The 15,333-nt window shown below is 62.9% G+C and carries 14 protein-coding genes and 1 tRNA gene; 10 read left to right on the top strand and 5 right to left on the bottom strand.

Annotated features, from left to right (window positions below; all coding sequences use genetic code 11):
* Nucleotides 1-84 precede the first annotated feature (84 nt).
* From ACP3TE_RS00925 to ACP3TE_RS00915, 3 genes are all read left to right on the top strand, one after another.
* Nucleotides 85-1,080 carry an ABC transporter substrate-binding protein gene (locus ACP3TE_RS00925; RefSeq protein ID WP_105658395.1) on the top strand — a complete coding sequence of 332 codons (996 nt, stop codon included), beginning with the start codon at nt 85-87 and terminating at the stop codon, nt 1,078-1,080.
* Nucleotides 1,081-1,179: 99 nt separating this feature from the next.
* A complete protein-coding gene (locus ACP3TE_RS00920) occupies nt 1,180-2,097 on the top strand; it encodes an ABC transporter permease (protein ID WP_105658396.1) in 918 nt (305 codons plus the stop codon).
* The gene (locus ACP3TE_RS00915; protein ID WP_133834474.1) at nt 2,090-2,881 is read left to right on the top strand and encodes an ABC transporter ATP-binding protein; all 792 of its coding nucleotides are present in this window, start codon (nt 2,090-2,092) and stop codon (nt 2,879-2,881) included. Before ACP3TE_RS00920 ends, ACP3TE_RS00915 begins: the two co-directional genes overlap by 8 nt.
* Before the next feature lie 56 nt (nt 2,882-2,937).
* Here ACP3TE_RS00915 and ACP3TE_RS00910 read toward each other — a convergent pair whose 3' ends face one another.
* Both ACP3TE_RS00910 and ACP3TE_RS00905 read right to left on the bottom strand, forming a co-directional pair.
* Complete coding sequence (locus ACP3TE_RS00910; RefSeq protein WP_426734876.1) at nt 2,938-3,075, bottom strand: hypothetical protein; 138 nt, start codon at nt 3,073-3,075, stop codon at nt 2,938-2,940.
* 67 nt (nt 3,076-3,142) lie between these two features.
* Nucleotides 3,143-3,268, bottom strand: a complete 126-nt coding sequence (locus tag ACP3TE_RS00905) for a hypothetical protein (RefSeq protein WP_426734875.1) — start codon at nt 3,266-3,268, stop codon at nt 3,143-3,145.
* Nucleotides 3,269-3,380: 112 nt separating this feature from the next.
* On the opposite strand from ACP3TE_RS00905, the gene ACP3TE_RS00900 reads away from it, so the two are divergent.
* Entirely contained in the window at nt 3,381-3,875 is a 495-nt protein-coding gene (locus ACP3TE_RS00900) for a hypothetical protein (protein ID WP_426734873.1), read from the top strand.
* A 218-nt stretch (nt 3,876-4,093) separates the two neighbouring features.
* Here the strand turns inward: ACP3TE_RS00900 and ACP3TE_RS00895 are convergent, their stop codons facing one another.
* The 3 genes from ACP3TE_RS00895 to ACP3TE_RS00885 form a co-directional block, all read right to left on the bottom strand.
* Nucleotides 4,094-4,576: a hypothetical protein gene (locus ACP3TE_RS00895; RefSeq protein WP_426734871.1), complete on the bottom strand. Its 483-nt coding sequence runs from the start codon at nt 4,574-4,576 to the stop codon at nt 4,094-4,096.
* A gap of 276 nt (nt 4,577-4,852) precedes the next feature.
* A complete protein-coding gene (locus ACP3TE_RS00890) occupies nt 4,853-5,689 on the bottom strand; it encodes an SDR family NAD(P)-dependent oxidoreductase (protein ID WP_332487232.1) in 837 nt (278 codons plus the stop codon).
* Nucleotides 5,690-5,870: 181 nt separating this feature from the next.
* Nucleotides 5,871-5,946 (bottom strand) — tRNA-Arg (locus ACP3TE_RS00885).
* Between the two features lie 166 nt (nt 5,947-6,112).
* Here ACP3TE_RS00885 and argS point away from each other — a divergent pair.
* The 6 genes from argS (at nt 6,113) to rho (ending at nt 15,215) form a co-directional block, all read left to right on the top strand.
* Nucleotides 6,113-7,756, top strand: a complete 1,644-nt coding sequence (gene argS, locus ACP3TE_RS00880) for an arginine--tRNA ligase (RefSeq protein ID WP_105662579.1) — start codon at nt 6,113-6,115, stop codon at nt 7,754-7,756.
* Between the two features lie 6 nt (nt 7,757-7,762).
* Complete coding sequence (lysA, locus tag ACP3TE_RS00875; protein ID WP_426734869.1) at nt 7,763-9,184, top strand: diaminopimelate decarboxylase; 1,422 nt, start codon at nt 7,763-7,765, stop codon at nt 9,182-9,184.
* Complete coding sequence (locus ACP3TE_RS00870) at nt 9,185-10,471, top strand: homoserine dehydrogenase (protein WP_426734867.1); 1,287 nt, start codon at nt 9,185-9,187, stop codon at nt 10,469-10,471.
* Nucleotide 10,472: 1 nt separating this feature from the next.
* Nucleotides 10,473-11,573, top strand: a complete 1,101-nt coding sequence (thrC, locus tag ACP3TE_RS00865; RefSeq protein ID WP_426734865.1) for a threonine synthase — start codon at nt 10,473-10,475, stop codon at nt 11,571-11,573.
* A gap of 130 nt (nt 11,574-11,703) precedes the next feature.
* Nucleotides 11,704-12,636 (top strand): homoserine kinase, encoded by a 933-nt coding sequence (gene thrB / locus ACP3TE_RS00860; RefSeq protein ID WP_426734863.1) that lies wholly within the window; start codon nt 11,704-11,706, stop codon nt 12,634-12,636.
* 335 nt (nt 12,637-12,971) lie between these two features.
* Complete coding sequence (gene rho / locus ACP3TE_RS00855; protein WP_426734861.1) at nt 12,972-15,215, top strand: transcription termination factor Rho; 2,244 nt, start codon at nt 12,972-12,974, stop codon at nt 15,213-15,215.
* Nucleotides 15,216-15,333: the final 118 nt, after the last annotated feature.

Here is a 15,333-nt window from a genome sequence, read left to right as displayed (position 1 = left end):
TGCTGCGCACCAGTTGCGCTTCATAACCAGGCTTCCGCGCTATCGGTGGGAATCACTCGCAAGGGAACTTTGAAAGGAACTTCAATGAAGAGCTTCACCGCCATGAAATTCGCTGCCATCGCAGCAGCTGGCGCACTGGCCCTGACCGCCTGCGGCGGCAGTGGCGAGCAGGGCACCGCGGAGGGCGGCGACGAGGCCGTCAAGATCGGCATCTCCCAGTTCGTCTCGCACCCTTCGCTGGACGCAGTGGTCACCGGCTTCAAGGCAGGCATGGAAGAAGCCGGCTACACCGGCGAGAAGATCAGCTACGACGAGAACAACGCCGAAACCGATCAGGCTACCAACACCTCGATTGCCGGCAAGCTCGCCGCTGATTCGGATATCGACCTGGTGCTGGCAATTGCCACCCCATCGGCCCAGGCTGCGGCGCAGGCGATTACCAAGGTCCCGGTGCTCTTCTCCGCTGTGACCGACCCGGTTGATGCCAAGCTGGTCGCCTCCAATGAAGCTCCGGGCGCGAATGTCACCGGCACGTCGGACATGAACCCGGTCGACGAGCAGCTGCAGTTGCTCAAGGACCTGGTGCCCGATGCCAAGAAGGTCGGCATTGTCTACTCCTCGGGTGAAGCCAACTCCGCAGTCCAGGTGAAGATGGCCAAGGAAGCAGCCAAGGGCCTGGGCTTGACCATTGAAGAAGCCGCTGTCTCGGCGTCCAGCGAAGTCCAGCAGGCCGCCAGCTCGCTGGATGTCGACGCGTACTACGTTCCGACTGACAACGCTGTCGTTTCTGCCCTGGAAGGCCTGCTGCAGGTTGCCGAGAAGAACGGCGTGCCGGTCATTTCGGCTGACGGCGAGTCCGTCAAGCGCGGTGCTACCGCAACCTACGGCATCAACTACGAGAAGCTGGGCGCGCAGACCGCTGCCATGGCCGTGAAGCTGCTCAAGGGCGAGGCCGAGCCGGCAACCCTGCCGGTGGAGACCATCTCCGAGGTCGATCTCTACCTGAATGAAGATGCCGCCAAGAAGGCAGGCATCGAATTCACCGACGAGATGAAGTCCGAAGCCGTAGAGGTCTACTAAGCCCCGGCAACAACTTACCGACGCAAGGCGAGGCGCATAACCTGGTGCCTCGCCTTTCGTCGTGATTACCTGCAAAACTTACAACTCAAGGATCCACACATGATCACAGCGGTTGAACTCGGCCTGATTTACGCCATCATGGCGCTCGGGGTGTACCTGACCTTCCGTATCCTGGACTTTCCCGACCTGACTGTCGACGGCAGCTTCACCACCGGTGCCGCCGTCGCCTCGGTGGGCATCGTGAACGGGATGAATCCCTGGCTGGCCACCGTGCTGGCCTTCTTCGCCGGCATGGTTGCCGGTGTCATTACCGGCCTGCTGCATACCAAGGGCAAGATCGACGGCCTGCTCGCCGGCATCCTGACCATGATCGCGCTGTACTCGATCAACCTGCGCATCATGGGCAAGGCCAACACCCCCTTGCTGGGGGAGGAGACCCTGATCAGCCCGATGCGCGTCTCGGGCCTGCTCGGCTCCTGGGCGTCGGTGGCCATCCTCTTTGCCGTCTGCCTGGTCTTCGTGGCAGCGATCGTCTGGTTCCTGCACACCGAGCTGGGCATGGCCATGCGGGCCACCGGCGACAACCAGGAAATGATCCGTTCCTTCGGCGTGAGCACCGACAACCAGAAGATCCTGGGCCTGGCGCTGTCCAACGGCCTGGTGGCGCTGTCCGGAGCGGTCATCGCCCAGTACCAGGGCTTCGCCGATATCGGCATGGGCATCGGCCTGATCCTGATCGGCCTGGCCTCGGTCATCGTCGGCCAGGCGATCTTCACCCAGCGCTACATCTGGCTGGCCGCCATCGCGGTGGTCTTCGGTGCAGTGATCTACCGCCTGGTGATCCAGATGGCCCTGTCGGCAGGCCTGGAGGTCAACGACATGAAGCTGATCTCCGCGGTCCTCGTCGTCGTCGCCCTGCTGCTGCCGAAGTGGAAGGGCTTCCAGAAGATCATCAAGAACTTCAAGCGCACCCCAGCAGCAGTTGAAACCAAGGAAGAGGTTCGCACCAATGCTTGAAATCAAGAACCTGTCGCGCACGTTCTTCCCGGGAACTGTCAACGAGCGCAAGGCGCTGCGCAACATCAACCTGAACCTGTCGGACGGTGAATTCGTCACCGTCATCGGCTCCAACGGCGCCGGCAAGTCCACCGTGCTGAACATGGTTGCAGGCAAGCTGCAGCCCGATGCCGGTTCGGTGTCCATCGCGGGGAAGAACGTCACCAGGATGGCCGACTACACCCGCGCCAAGTACATCGGCCGGGTATTCCAGGACCCGATGGCCGGCACCGCGCCGACCATGTCCATCGAGGAGAACATGGCTCTGGCCTACGCCCGCGGCCGTTTCCGCGGCCTGGGCCTGGGCGTAGGCTCCAAGCGGCGCGAGCTGTTCGTCGAGGAGCTCAAGAGCCTGGAACTCGGTTTGGAAGGCCGCTTGAAGACCAAGGTGGGCCTGCTCTCAGGCGGCCAGCGCCAGGCGCTGAGCTTGCTGATGGCCACCTTCTCCAAGCCCAAGATCCTGCTGCTCGATGAGCACACCGCGGCCCTGGATCCGCAGCGTGCCGCGCTGGTCTCGCGCCTGACCAAGGAAATTGTCGAACGCCACCAGCTGACCACCTTGATGGTGACGCACAATATGGAACAGGCGTTGCAGCTGGGCACCCGGCTGATCATGATGCACGATGGGCAGATCATCCTGGACCTGGACCAGGAAGAGAAGTCCAAGATGACCGTCAAGGGCCTGCTGGAGGAATTCAGCAAGATCAAGGGCGCACAGCTCGATGACAAGACTATGCTGCAGTAGCCGCTGGACAGCATCCGCGCAGGCTCCGCACCCGATGGGTGCGGGGCCTGTCGGGTTTAAGGCAGCGGTTTGCGCAGGCGGTGCTCGACGCGTCCTGAGCTCCCGTCGATGACTTGCTGCCCTGTCCATTGGTACCCGCAACGGCGATAGAGCCCCTCGGCACGTGCATTGCCGGCGATCAGCAGACTGGACATGGCTGGGGCAGTGACCAGCAGGATGGATCAGTTCTACACCTGTCGGCCTGCCTGCGCTGTCAAGATCCTAGTTCACGAGGTACGGCGTGGTGGAAGACTCGATTTCTGCCGTTTCAACTGCTGGCTCATGAGAGAGCGCGACATGCGCGGCCGCAGCTCTGGCATCGTAGATGGCATTAATGGGTTTACTCACACAGCTGATCTCCGATACTCAATATGAATTTGAGAAATATTCATGCAGTTAAAGATGCATTGCTATAAACCTGCCTAGGATTAACACCTTCTGCGAAACGAATGGTGGACTATTGAGAACCCAAGCCGCGCCCATAGCTGCAGCGACAGGAATCGTCGGTTTGGCTCTCATCACTGGATTGCTGTCGGGTTGCTCTTTGACTGGGAAATACTCCGATGAAACCTGCGATGGCCGCAAACCCGTCAGCTCGTTAGAGCAGGCGGGCAAGGAATTGGTAGTTGCTGCGTATGCTGGCGATCGCACTGGAGTTTGCCGGGTTACTTCGCCATTTCCAGGAGGAAACCTGGATGACCAGATGGTCAGCCAGACTCGGCAGATTCTAGAGAACCACGGCATTACACCTGAAAATGTGTCGGTCGTGGTTGGAGAGCAGTTTGGAAGCGCAGTATCCGTTCATCTGACTGATGGTAGCCAGTATGCTCGGCACTCACTGTGGGTCGGTGGCCATAGTATCCGTGAGGAAGGATTCACTATAGGGTTACCGGAGGAACTGTATCCTGCTGCGCCCGAGCATCCGGCGTCCCAGTCATCCACGGTTGATCCCTAAGCTTTGCAACTCTAGTGATTCAGGATTCTTGGTATCCGGGTATCTCGTAAACGCGATACAAAGCGAAATTTCCCCGGCTATTGCTCTAAGTGGAGCTTTGGTTCCCCTCGGCATTGCCGGTTAGGCTTTCGCCGAATCATTAGCGCGGACAGTCAGCTGCCGCGCGATGTCTTTAGGCTTTCCGGCTACTGTCCAAAAGAAACATCGGAAACGCCCGTTTATTCTTCATTCGTGGCATAAACAGTGACCCAGACTCCCACCGGCTCTTTGAGTTCGAGCTGTACCTCATTGGTGTTGATTTGATGTGCCGGGGTAGAAAGACTCGTATATATTTCTGAATTCGAATCGCAACCACTAGCACCGGTTTTTGATCCACCTAGCAGGATAATCTCCCAAGGGGACGTTGCATCACATGAAATTATGAAGCCAACTGAATCAAACCCTCCGGGAAGATCCCCGAGGCGCAGAGTGGTCGAGCCCACGGAATGAGTTTCATTGAGAATCTGGAAGGAGTCTTCGCTCTGGGCGAGGATTTCGGCATGCTTCTTTAGGGGATCTGGCGATTCCGAGGTGCTGGCCGACGTATCTGACGAAGGAATCTCTCCAAGCGCGGTCTCAGGGGAAGCCGAAGGGCTGCATGAAGACAGTGCCAAAGCAATCACAGAAGCAAGTGAAATGATTCCAAAGAGGCGTTTCGTCATGTGTCAAGATTATCTTTTAGCAGGATAAAATCAAGGGTTCATGAGAGTACTTCGATTTCCCACGTTTTCGCTCGGGTAGTTTGCCGAGGAACTCTTGAATGGCAGCGATGCGAATTCAGTGTCGAGTGGATGGAGTATCGCTCTTTCCATCAAGCGGTGGGCAGTTAGCGGCCGCGGGCAATTTGATGCGGGTATCGCCATCTCGGATTGGTGACGAGCCCGGTCCATGCCGGCAGTAGTTCCCGAATAGGCCGGTCGGGTCGACTCCGAGATCCCCTATGTGCAGTTCTGGATTTGAAGCAAGGTCGCCGAGCGGTCCCAGAGTTGCTTCGCTAGTACCTCATCATGGATCAGCGGGTTGACCTTCGATGCGATCTTTCCCGACTCGTAGTAGGCGCCCGGTTCGAATTGCACGCCAGGCTTCGCCTCCGCAAGCCAGACGAGCTGGTCGGCACCCTTGGTCGAGTCGACCGTGAAGAAGCGCCTAAGCGGACCGTGGTAAAGGAACTTCAATAACCCCTTGGAGTCCGAGGCGAAACTGGTGCCAACGATCCCGGGGTGGAACGCCACGGCGTTAATCCCGGAACCGCCAAAGCGCCGCTGTAATTCCGAGGTGAACAGAATGTTCGCCAACTTTGCATTGCCGTAGGCGGCCCTCGGTGAGTAGCTGTTTTCGCCCTGTAGGTCCGCAATGTCGAATTTGGCCATGAGACGCGCAGCCATGCTGGCGGTCTGAATGACCGTGGCACCCGAATCGATTAGTCGTTGCAACAACAGATTCGTGAGCAGGAAGGGCGCTAGATGATTGACTTGGAAAGTCTTTTCGAATCCATCCACGGTCAGTTCGCGCTCTGCCTTGATCCCGCCGGCATTATTAGCCAGCACATCAATTCGGGGATACTTCTGGAGCAACTGCGTGGCCAGGCCGCGTACCTGTGCGAGCTGGCTGAAGTCTGCCACGAAATAGCTGGCGCCTAGCTCATGGGCGATGGCCTGGGTTTTGGTTTGCGACCGACCGACAACGACAATCTGGTGCCCCTGTCGTGACAGTTCTCGGGCCGATGCGGCCCCGATCCCGTCGCTGGCTCCGGTAATGAGAATGGTTTTTTTCATGGTGCCCTTAAGCGCTTGTTGGTTTATCCGAGTTTAGGGCCTAGCCGAAGCTAAAGGTTGTGGCGACGGGGAAGCTGCCAGAAAATGCTGACAGGAGATTGTTCGCGGCCTCGCGCGAGCTGCGGCGTGAGAAGAAGAGCGAAAAAAAGCAGGCCCTGGTAACCAGGACCTGCAATTTAGGTGGTGCCCCTGAAAGGAATCGAACCTTCGGCCTTCTGCTCCGGAGGCAGACGCTCTATCCACTGAGCTACAGAGGCGTGTTGCTGGGCAACAGGAAAAATACTATCAGGTCGTCACTTGATCTGCGCAATTCCAGCACCTTGGCACGCATGTGTTGCAAAAGTCACCGGGTTGGGCCAGTCTCACAGGCGATGCAAGTCATGAATGCTGAAGAAGCACGGCAATTGCCGGTATTCTTGAACGGTGACTCCTGAAGAACTCTCCGCAGCAATATCCGCATGCCTCACCGAAGCCGTAGCCGCCGGCGAAATCTCCGTCGAGGTGCCAGAGACCGTACGCGTGGACCGCCCGAAAAGCCGTGAACACGGCGACTGGGCGACCAACATCGCGCTGCAGCTGGGCAAGAAGGCCGGCATGGCCCCGCGCGACTTTGCCCAGATCCTGGCCACCCGACTTGCTTCGGTCCCAGGAGTCGGCGCCGTGGACATCGCAGGTCCCGGCTTCCTGAACATCACCCTCGAAGCCGGCGCTGCCGGCGAGCTGGCCCGCACCATCGTCGAGGCTGGTTCCGCCTACGGCAGCAACGAGGCCCTGGCCGGCCACGTGGTCAACATGGAATTCGTTTCCGCGAACCCCACCGGCCCGCTGCACATCGGCCACACACGCTGGGCCGCGCTGGGAGATGCCATCTCCCGCGTGCTGCGCGCTTCGGGCGCTTCGGTGACCAGCGAGTACTACATTAACGATGCCGGCAACCAGATGAACGTCTTCGCCCGTTCGGTGTACAACCGCATCCACGGCCTGCCAGTGCCAGAGGGCGGCTACCCGGGCGAATACATCAAGGAACTGGGCGACGCCGTCCTGGCCGAAGCCCCGCAGCTGCGCGAGCTGGACGAAGCAGAAGCCATTCCTGCCCTGCGCGACGCCGCCTACAAGGCGCAGCTCGAAGACATCAAGTCCACCCTGGCCGACTTCGGCGTCAGCTTCGACGTGTTCTTCTCCGAAACCACCTTGCATGAGGGCGGCGCGGTGGCTGACGCCGTGGCACGCCTGCGCGAGCAGGGCCACATCTTCGATCTGGAGGGCGCGGTTTGGCTGCGCACCACCGACTTCGGCGATGACAAGGACCGCGTGCTGATCCGCGCCAACGGCGAGCCGACCTACTTCGCCGCGGATGCGGCCTACTACCTGTCCAAGAAGGACCGCGGGTTCGAAGAGAAGATCTACCTGCTGGGCGCCGACCACCACGGCTACGTCAACCGCCTGAAGGCGATCGCCGCCTGCGCGGGAGATGACAAGGACAAGAACATCGAGGTGCTGATCGGCCAGCTGATCTCCGTCAACGGAGCCAAGCTGTCCAAGCGCGCGGGCAACATCATCGAGCTGCGCGATTTGATCAACTGGATCGGCGCCGACGCGCTGCGCTACTCGCTGGCCCGTTTCCCGGCTGATTCGCCGATCGCGCTGGACCCCGAGCAGCTGAAGAAGAACACCAATGACAACCCGGTGTTCTACGTCCAGTACGCCCACGCCCGTTCGTGCGCCGCGGCCCGCAATGCCGCAGCCAAGGGCGTGACCCGTGATGGCTTCGATGCCGCGCTGCTGACCGACCCGACCGAAAACGAGCTGCTGGCCGTGCTCGGCCAGTTCCCGTCGGTGGTTGCCGGTGCCGCAGAATTCCGCGAACCGCACCGCATTGCCCGTTACCTGGAGCAGGTCGCCGGCGCGTACCACTCGTGGTACGCCGCAACCCGCATCACCCCGGTGGGCGAAGGCGAAGCGGTCGCGCCGGTGCACGGCACCCGGCTGTGGCTGAACGACGCCGCCACCACCGTTTTGGCAAATGGATTGGAACTGCTGGGCGTTTCCGCCCCAGAGAGGATGTAAGACCTTATGGCCGTATCGCCGCTAGCCCCGCAATGGCTGCAATTCCCGGAAAACATCAACGCACTTCGACAGATCGAGTGGGCTTCGGGGGTTTCCCGCGAGGCTGGCGGCGAACTGTCCATCCAGGGCCTTCCCGTCTCCCAGCTGGCCGTCGAGTTCGGCACCCCGCTGTTCGTGCTCGATGAGAACGACTTCCGCGCCCGCGCCCGGGGTTTCAAGACCGCCTTCGACGACGCGTTCAGGCAGCTGTGCGGGGGAGTCGACGTCTACTACGCCGGCAAGGCGTTCTTGTGCACCGAGGTGGCCCGCTGGGTGACCGACGAGGGCCTGCGCCTGGATACCTGCTCGGGGGGCGAACTGGCCGTGGCCAACGCCGCCAAGGTGCCCGCTGCCAACCTCTCGCTGCACGGGAACAACAAGTCGGCAGCCGAGATCGCCCGCGCCATCGAAATGGGCGTCGGGCGCCTGGTCATCGACTCGCTGGACGAGCTGGACCGGGTGATTTCGATCGCCGACGCCATGGGCCAGAGCGCGCAGGTCATGCTGCGCATTACCCCCGGCGTGCACGCCTCCACCCATGAGGCCATCGCCACCGCGCACGAGGACCAGAAGTTCGGGCTGTCCATCCTGGACGATGCCTCCGGCACTTCGCCTGCGCTGCGTGCGGTCGCCCAGGCGATCGAGGCGCAGAACATCAACCTGCTGGGCCTGCATGCCCACATCGGTTCGCAGATCTTCGAGGCCGAAGGCTTCGCAATGGTCGCCCGCACCATGCTCGGCCTGCTGGCCAAGATCCGCTCGATCCATGGTGTGTCCCTGCCCGAGCTGGATCTGGGCGGCGGCTACGGCATTGCCTACACCTCCGAGGACCACCCCTCCACCCCGGCCAAGCTGGCCGGCCAGATGGCCGAAGTGGTCTCGGCGACCTGCGCAGAACTCGAGCTGGAATGCCCGCGCATTTCCATCGAGCCGGGCCGCGCCATCGCCGGCCCGAGCACCTTCACCCTCTACGAGGCCGGTGTGCGCAAGGACGTCCAGGTGGAAGACGAGGCCGGAGCCCTGCACCCGCGCCGCTACATTTCAGTGGACGGCGGGATGAGCGACAACCCGCGCCCGGTGCTCTACGACGCGCAATATACCGCCGTGCTGGCTAGCCGTATGACGCAAAACGACGCAATTATTTCTCGTGTAGTTGGGAAACATTGCGAGTCAGGTGACATAGTCGTGAAGGACGTTTACCTGCCCGATGACGTGGCGGCCGGCGATTTGATCGCCGTTCCGGCCACCGGCGCCTACTGCTGGGCGCTGTCGAGCAACTACAACTACCTCACCCGCCCCGCGGTGGTAGCGGTACGCGATGGCCAAGCCCGTCTGATCGTGCGCAGGGAAACGGAAACAGACTTGTTGGCCCGTGACATGGGAGTTTAATTGAGCGGCGAAAAGAACCTGAAGGTAGCCCTGCTGGGTTGCGGCACGGTCGGAGCCCAGGTGGCCCGGATCCTGCTGGAAGATGCAAATGAACTGGCTGCCCGCTCGGGCGCCGGCCTGCAGCTGATCGGCATTGCCGTGCGCAACCCGGATGCCAAGCGCGATGCACAGCTGCCCCAGGAGCTTTTCACCACCGACGCCCACGGGCTGATCGCCCAGGCCGATGTGGTCATCGAACTGCTCGGCGGCATGGAGCCGGCCGGCGAATACATCGCCGCCGCCCTTGCCAAAGGTGCCAGCGTCATCACCGGCAACAAGGCGCTGATTGCGCTCAAGGGCGCCGAACTGAACGCGATCGCTGCCGGCAACGGCGCCCAGCTGCGCTACGAGGCCGCGGTGGCCGGGGCCATCCCGATCCTGCGCCCGATTGCGGACTCGCTGGCCGGGGACCACATCACCAAGGTGATGGGCATCGTCAACGGCACCACCAACTTCATCCTCGACGCCATGGACACCACCGGTGCCGCGTTCGACGACGTGCTGGCCGAAGCCCAGGCGCTGGGCTATGCGGAAGCCGATCCAACCGCCGACGTGGGCGGGCACGATGCCGCCGCGAAGGCCGCGATCCTGGCTTCGCTGGCCTTCCACACCACCGTGTCCTCGGACCAGGTCTGGACCCAGGGCATCACCGAAGTCAGCGCCGCCGATGTCGCGGCCGCGGCCGCCGCCGGCTACGTGATCAAGCTGCTGGCCATCGCCGAGCAGGCCGAAGCCGGGATTTCGGTGCGCGTCTACCCGGCGCTGGTGCGCCGCAGCCACCCGCTGGCTACCGTGCATGGCGCGTTCAACGCCGTGTTCGTCGAAGCGCAGAACGCCGGCGACCTGATGTTCTACGGGGCTGGAGCCGGTGGCAACCCGACCGCGTCGGCGGTCATGGGCGACGTCGTTGCCGTGGCCCGCCAGATTGCTGCCGGAGCCCCGCTGCCCAACGGCTCGGTCAACCAGGCGCCACGGATGCTGGACTTCGAGGCCATCGACACCCGCTACTGGATTGGCCTGTCGGTCAAGGACCAGTCCGGCGTGCTGGCCGCCATCGCCACCGTCTTCGGCGAGCACGGGGTTTCCATCGAGTCGATGAGCCAGCAGGTGGACGCCGAAGCCGGCGCGCAGCTGCGCATCCTGACCCACCAGGGCACCGAAGCGGCCCTGGCCAGCACCGTCGAGGCGCTGACCGCGCTGGACGCGGTGCACTCTGTTCTATCCGTTATGCGAGTTGAAGGAAACTAACGTGGCTCACCAGTGGCGCGGAGTGATCCGCGAATATGCCGATCGCCTGCCAGTAGACGAAAACACCAAGGTCATCACCCTGGGCGAGGGCGGCACCCCGCTGGTCTACGCCCCGGCGCTGTCGGCGCTGACCGGCAACGAGGTGTACCTGAAGGTCGAGGGCATGAACCCGACCGGTTCCTTCAAGGACCGCGGCATGACCATGGCGATGACCGCCGCGGTGGCTGCCGGCGCCAAGGCCGTGGTGTGCGCCTCCACCGGCAACACCTCCGCTTCGGCCGCTGCCTACGCTACCCAGGCCGGGCTGAAGTGCGCGGTGCTGGTGCCGGATGGCAAGATCTCCATGGGCAAGATGTCCCAGGCGATCGCCCACGGTGCGGACATCATCCAGATCGACGGCAACTTCGACAACTGCCTGGAAGTGGCGCGCAAGCTCAGCGAGAACTACCCGGTGTTCCTGGTGAATTCGGTGAACCCGGCCCGCATCCAGGGCCAGAAGACTGGCGCCTTCGAGGTCGTCGACTTCTTGGGCGACGCCCCGGATTACCACCTGCTGCCGGTAGGCAACGCGGGCAACATCACCGCGTACTGGAAGGGCTACAAGGAGTATTCCTCCAAGTGGACCAATGAGGCGGGCAAGGAACTGCAGCCGGTCTCCACCAAGACCCCGGTCATGTGGGGCTTCCAGGCCGCCGGGGCCGCCCCGATCGTGGCCGGCCACCCGATCACCGAACCGGATACCATCGCCACCGCCATCCGCATCGGCAATCCGGCATCCTGGGAACAGGCCGAAGCCGCCCGCGACGAGTCCGGCGGGCAGATCGACTCGGTCACCGACGAGCAGATCCTCGAAGCCCACCGCTGGCTCTCCAGCCGCGAAGGCGTCTTCGTGGAGCCAGCTTCGGCAGCCGGCGTGGCCGGCCTGCTCAAGCACCACGCCGCCGGCACTGCGCCGACCGGCAAGAAGATCGTGATCACCGTGACCGGCCACGGCCTGAAGGACCCGGACTGGGCCCTGAAGCAGGCCGACGGCTCGGAAGTTGCGCCGAAGAAGGTGGCCTTCGACGTGGTCGAGGTCGCCGGCGCGCTGGGCCTGGCCTAGCAGCTTTTCGCCGGCCAGCCGCCGGCAGCACGACGGCCCGCCGCGTCATTGGCTCTCCCGGACCGGGGGAGCCAATCGCGGCGGGCCGTTGCGCACCTGATACCTATCGCACCGAATTCTTGAAGGAACCATGACGCAGCAGATCGCCCTGGGCCAGAAGTTGATCGTTTCCCCGCCGGCCACCTCAGCCAACCTCGGTCCTGGCTTCGACTCGCTGGGCCTGGCCCTGGAATACCGCGACCGCCTCGAAGTGCGCACCGCGCAGTCCAGCAGTGTCGAGATTTTCGGCGATGGGGCGCAGGAGCTGCCACGCGATGAGTCGCATCTGATCATCAAGGAAATGCACCGCTACTGGAAAGACGCCGGTTTTGAACCGGTAGGCGTCCAGCTGGTGGCGCATAACAACATCCCGCACGCGCGCGGCATGGGATCCTCGGCCGCGGCGATTGTCGCGGCCTACGCCGCCGCCGATGCGCTGCTTCCAGCCCCAGCTCGTGGCGGGACCGAGCGGATCTTCCAGTCGGCTGCAGCGTGGGAAGGGCACCCGGACAATGTGGCTCCGGCGGTCTTTGGCGGGCTGAGCATCTCTGCCACCGATGCCGCCGGCAGCTTCAGCTCGGTGCAGGTGCCCCTGCACCCGGACCTGCGCGCAGTGCTGGCGATCCCGTCCAACGGCTTGTCCACCGAGGTCGCGCGCGGCGCGCTGCCTGCACAGGTCGACCACGCGGTAGCCGCGGCGAATAGCGCGAGCGCCGCGCTGCTGATCCATGCGCTGAGCAACGATCCGCGCCAGCTGCTGGGCGGCACCAAGGACTACCTGCACCAGGACTATCGCGCCGCGGCCATGCCCGAAAGCGCGGCGCTGATTGCCAAGCTGCGCGGTGCAGGCCTGGCCGCAGTGGTTTCCGGTGCCGGACCGACTGTGTTGACTCTGGTGGCCAGCGATGAACAGGTCGCTGCCGTGCAAGCGGCCATCGATGAATTCTCTGCAGGATCTCCAGTGTCATGGCGTGCTGAAGTTCCCAAGCTGGCCGCCAACGGTGTTACAGTAGAAGTGCTGTAACACCATGGCAGGCCGGATAGCTGGGCAGTAGCCCGGTCCGAATCCTTTGTGGCCAGTGTTGATGCGGATAAATTCGGTTCTCGAACCCCATTTCATCCGTCCAGCCGTCCCGGATCTTCCTGCAGTTCGCAGCAACTTTGATATCCCGCATTCAGGTACGTCTTCGTGCCTAGGAGATGTCAGTCTCTCTAATCCACTGCAGTTTTGCCCCGAATTCTGGGCCATCTTGCGGGGAGAAAGTGAAGTAGCCACGAAATCTTCGGCTGCTGAACATCATTTACGGCATAGTGGGCCTGCCTTGAAGCGGCCCATCCTACGAGTCAGAAGGAACTTTCGTGACCGAAACCACGAGCCTCAACGAAGGCGTGGACACCAAGACTTCCGAAAACAAGAGCGCCGGACTGGCCTCTTTGAAAATGACCCAGCTCCAGCAGTTGGCTTCGCAGCTGGGTATCACCGGCGGTTCGCGGATGCGCAAGGCTGATCTGGTCAAGGCCATCGGCGACCACCAGCGCGGTGGCTCCGTTGCCGCCAAGGACGCCAAGGCCGCACAGGAAGCGAAGTCTGCCAAGACCGAAGCTCCCGCTGCGAAGGCTGAAGCTCCAGCCGAGCAGGCCAAGGAAACCAAGACCCGTGCACGTCGTGCGCCAAAGGCCGCGGCCCAGGTCGAGACCGAGAACGCACCAGAGGCCGGCGCGGCTGCTGAAGCTCCGGCTGAAAAGCCAGCTCGCGCACGCCGCACCTCGCGCCGCGTGACCGACTCGGGCAAGGTTGCGGCTCCTGCCGAAGCCAACGAAGCCGCTACCGAGGCACCAGCCGAGAACCAGGCACCAGCCGAGGAGTCCAAGGCTCCACGCCAGCGCCGCAACTCGCGGAACAACAAGCCGGTTGACCAGCCAGCAGAGCAGGTAGCCGAGCAGGCCGAGGCACCGGCGGAGAACGCCGAGAACAACGGCGAAGCACGCGAAGAGCGCCGCGAGCGCGGCAACCGCCGTGAGCGTGGCAACCGCCGCGATCGCAACACCGAGCGCACCGAGCGCACTGAGCGCACCGAAGTTGCCGAGTCGGAGAACGCTGAAGAGCGCACCGACCGCCGCGAAGAGCGCCGCGAGCGCAACAACCGCCGCAACGAGCGCAACAACGACCGCAACGAGCGCAATAACGATCGTGCTGAGCGCAACAACGATCGCAATGATCGCAACGAGCGCAACAACGACTCGAACGACTCGGAGAACATCGAGGACCGTTCCGAGCGTGGCGACCGCAATGACCGCCGCGAACGCCGCGAGCGCAACAACGACCGCAACGATCGCAATGACCGCAGCAACCGCCGCGAGCGCAACAATGATCGCAACGATCGCAACAACGACCGTAACGATCGCAACAACCGCAACCGCCGCAACCGCCGTGATGACGACGAGCCGCAGCTGAGCGAGGACGACGTCGTATTGCCGATCGCCGGCATCCTGGACGTGCTGGAGAACTACGCCTTCGTGCGCACCTCCGGCTACCTGCCCGGCCCGAACGACGTCTACGTCACCCTGGGCCAGGTCAAGAAGTACAACCTGCGCAAGGGCGACGCCATCGTTGGCGCCATCCGCCAGCCACGCGAGGGCGAGACCCCGAACCCGCGCCAGAAGTTCAACGCCCTGGTGCAGCTGACTTCGGTCAACGGCAAGAAGCCAGAGGACAACCGCGAACGCGTCGAGTTCAACAAGCTCGTCCCGCTGTACCCGACCGAGCGCCTGCGCCTGGAAACCGATCCGAAGCTGGTCGGCCCGCGCGTCATCGACCTGGTCGCGCCAATCGGCAAGGGCCAGCGCGGCCTGATCGTTTCGCCTCCGAAGGCCGGCAAGACCCTGATCCTGCAGGCCATTGCCAACGCGATCACCATCAACAACCCGGAAGTGCACCTGATGATGGTGCTCGTTGATGAGCGTCCCGAAGAAGTCACCGACATGCAGCGCACCGTGAAGGGCGAGGTCATCGCCTCGACCTTCGACCGCCCGGCCGATGACCACACCACCGTGGCCGAGCTGGCCATCGAGCGCGCCAAGCGCCTGGTGGAAATGGGCATGGATGTCGTGGTCCTGCTGGACTCGATGACCCGCCTGGGCCGTGCCTACAACCTGGCCGCTCCGGCCTCGGGCCGCATCCTCTCCGGCGGCGTCGACTCGGCAGCGCTGTACCCGCCGAAGCGCTTCTTCGGTGCAGCCCGCAACATCGAGAATGGCGGCTCGCTGACCATCCTGGCTACCGCCCTGGTGGAGACCGGTTCCAAGATGGACGAGGTCATCTTCGAGGAATTCAAGGGCACCGGCAACATGGAGCTGCGCCTTTCGCGCCAGCTGGCCGAGAAGCGCATCTTCCCGGCAGTGGATGTCAACGCTTCCTCGACCCGCCGCGAAGAGCAGCTGATGAGTGCCGAAGAGGTGCGCATCATGTGGCGCCTGCGCCGCATGCTCTCGGGCATCGATCCGCAGCAGGCACTGGAAGTGCTCACCGGGAAGATCCGCGAAACCGGATCGAACGCGGAATTCTTGATGCTGGTCAACAAGACCACTCCAAACAAGGATTAGCACCACCCACCGCCATGGCGTCCAGCCAGCTTGCCGCACCGGCAGCTGGCTGGACGCCATCGGCGCGTAGTGACACCTCGCACGCCGGCCCCGGCCGGCGCAGCGTTTAGAATTGAAT

It is taken from the genome of Glutamicibacter sp. 2E12 (genome assembly GCF_050030965.1).
Classification (GTDB): Bacteria; Actinomycetota; Actinomycetes; order Actinomycetales; family Micrococcaceae; genus Glutamicibacter.
The sequence above is the reverse complement of the archived record's forward strand: the minus strand, read 5'-3'. Positions and strand labels throughout refer to the sequence as shown.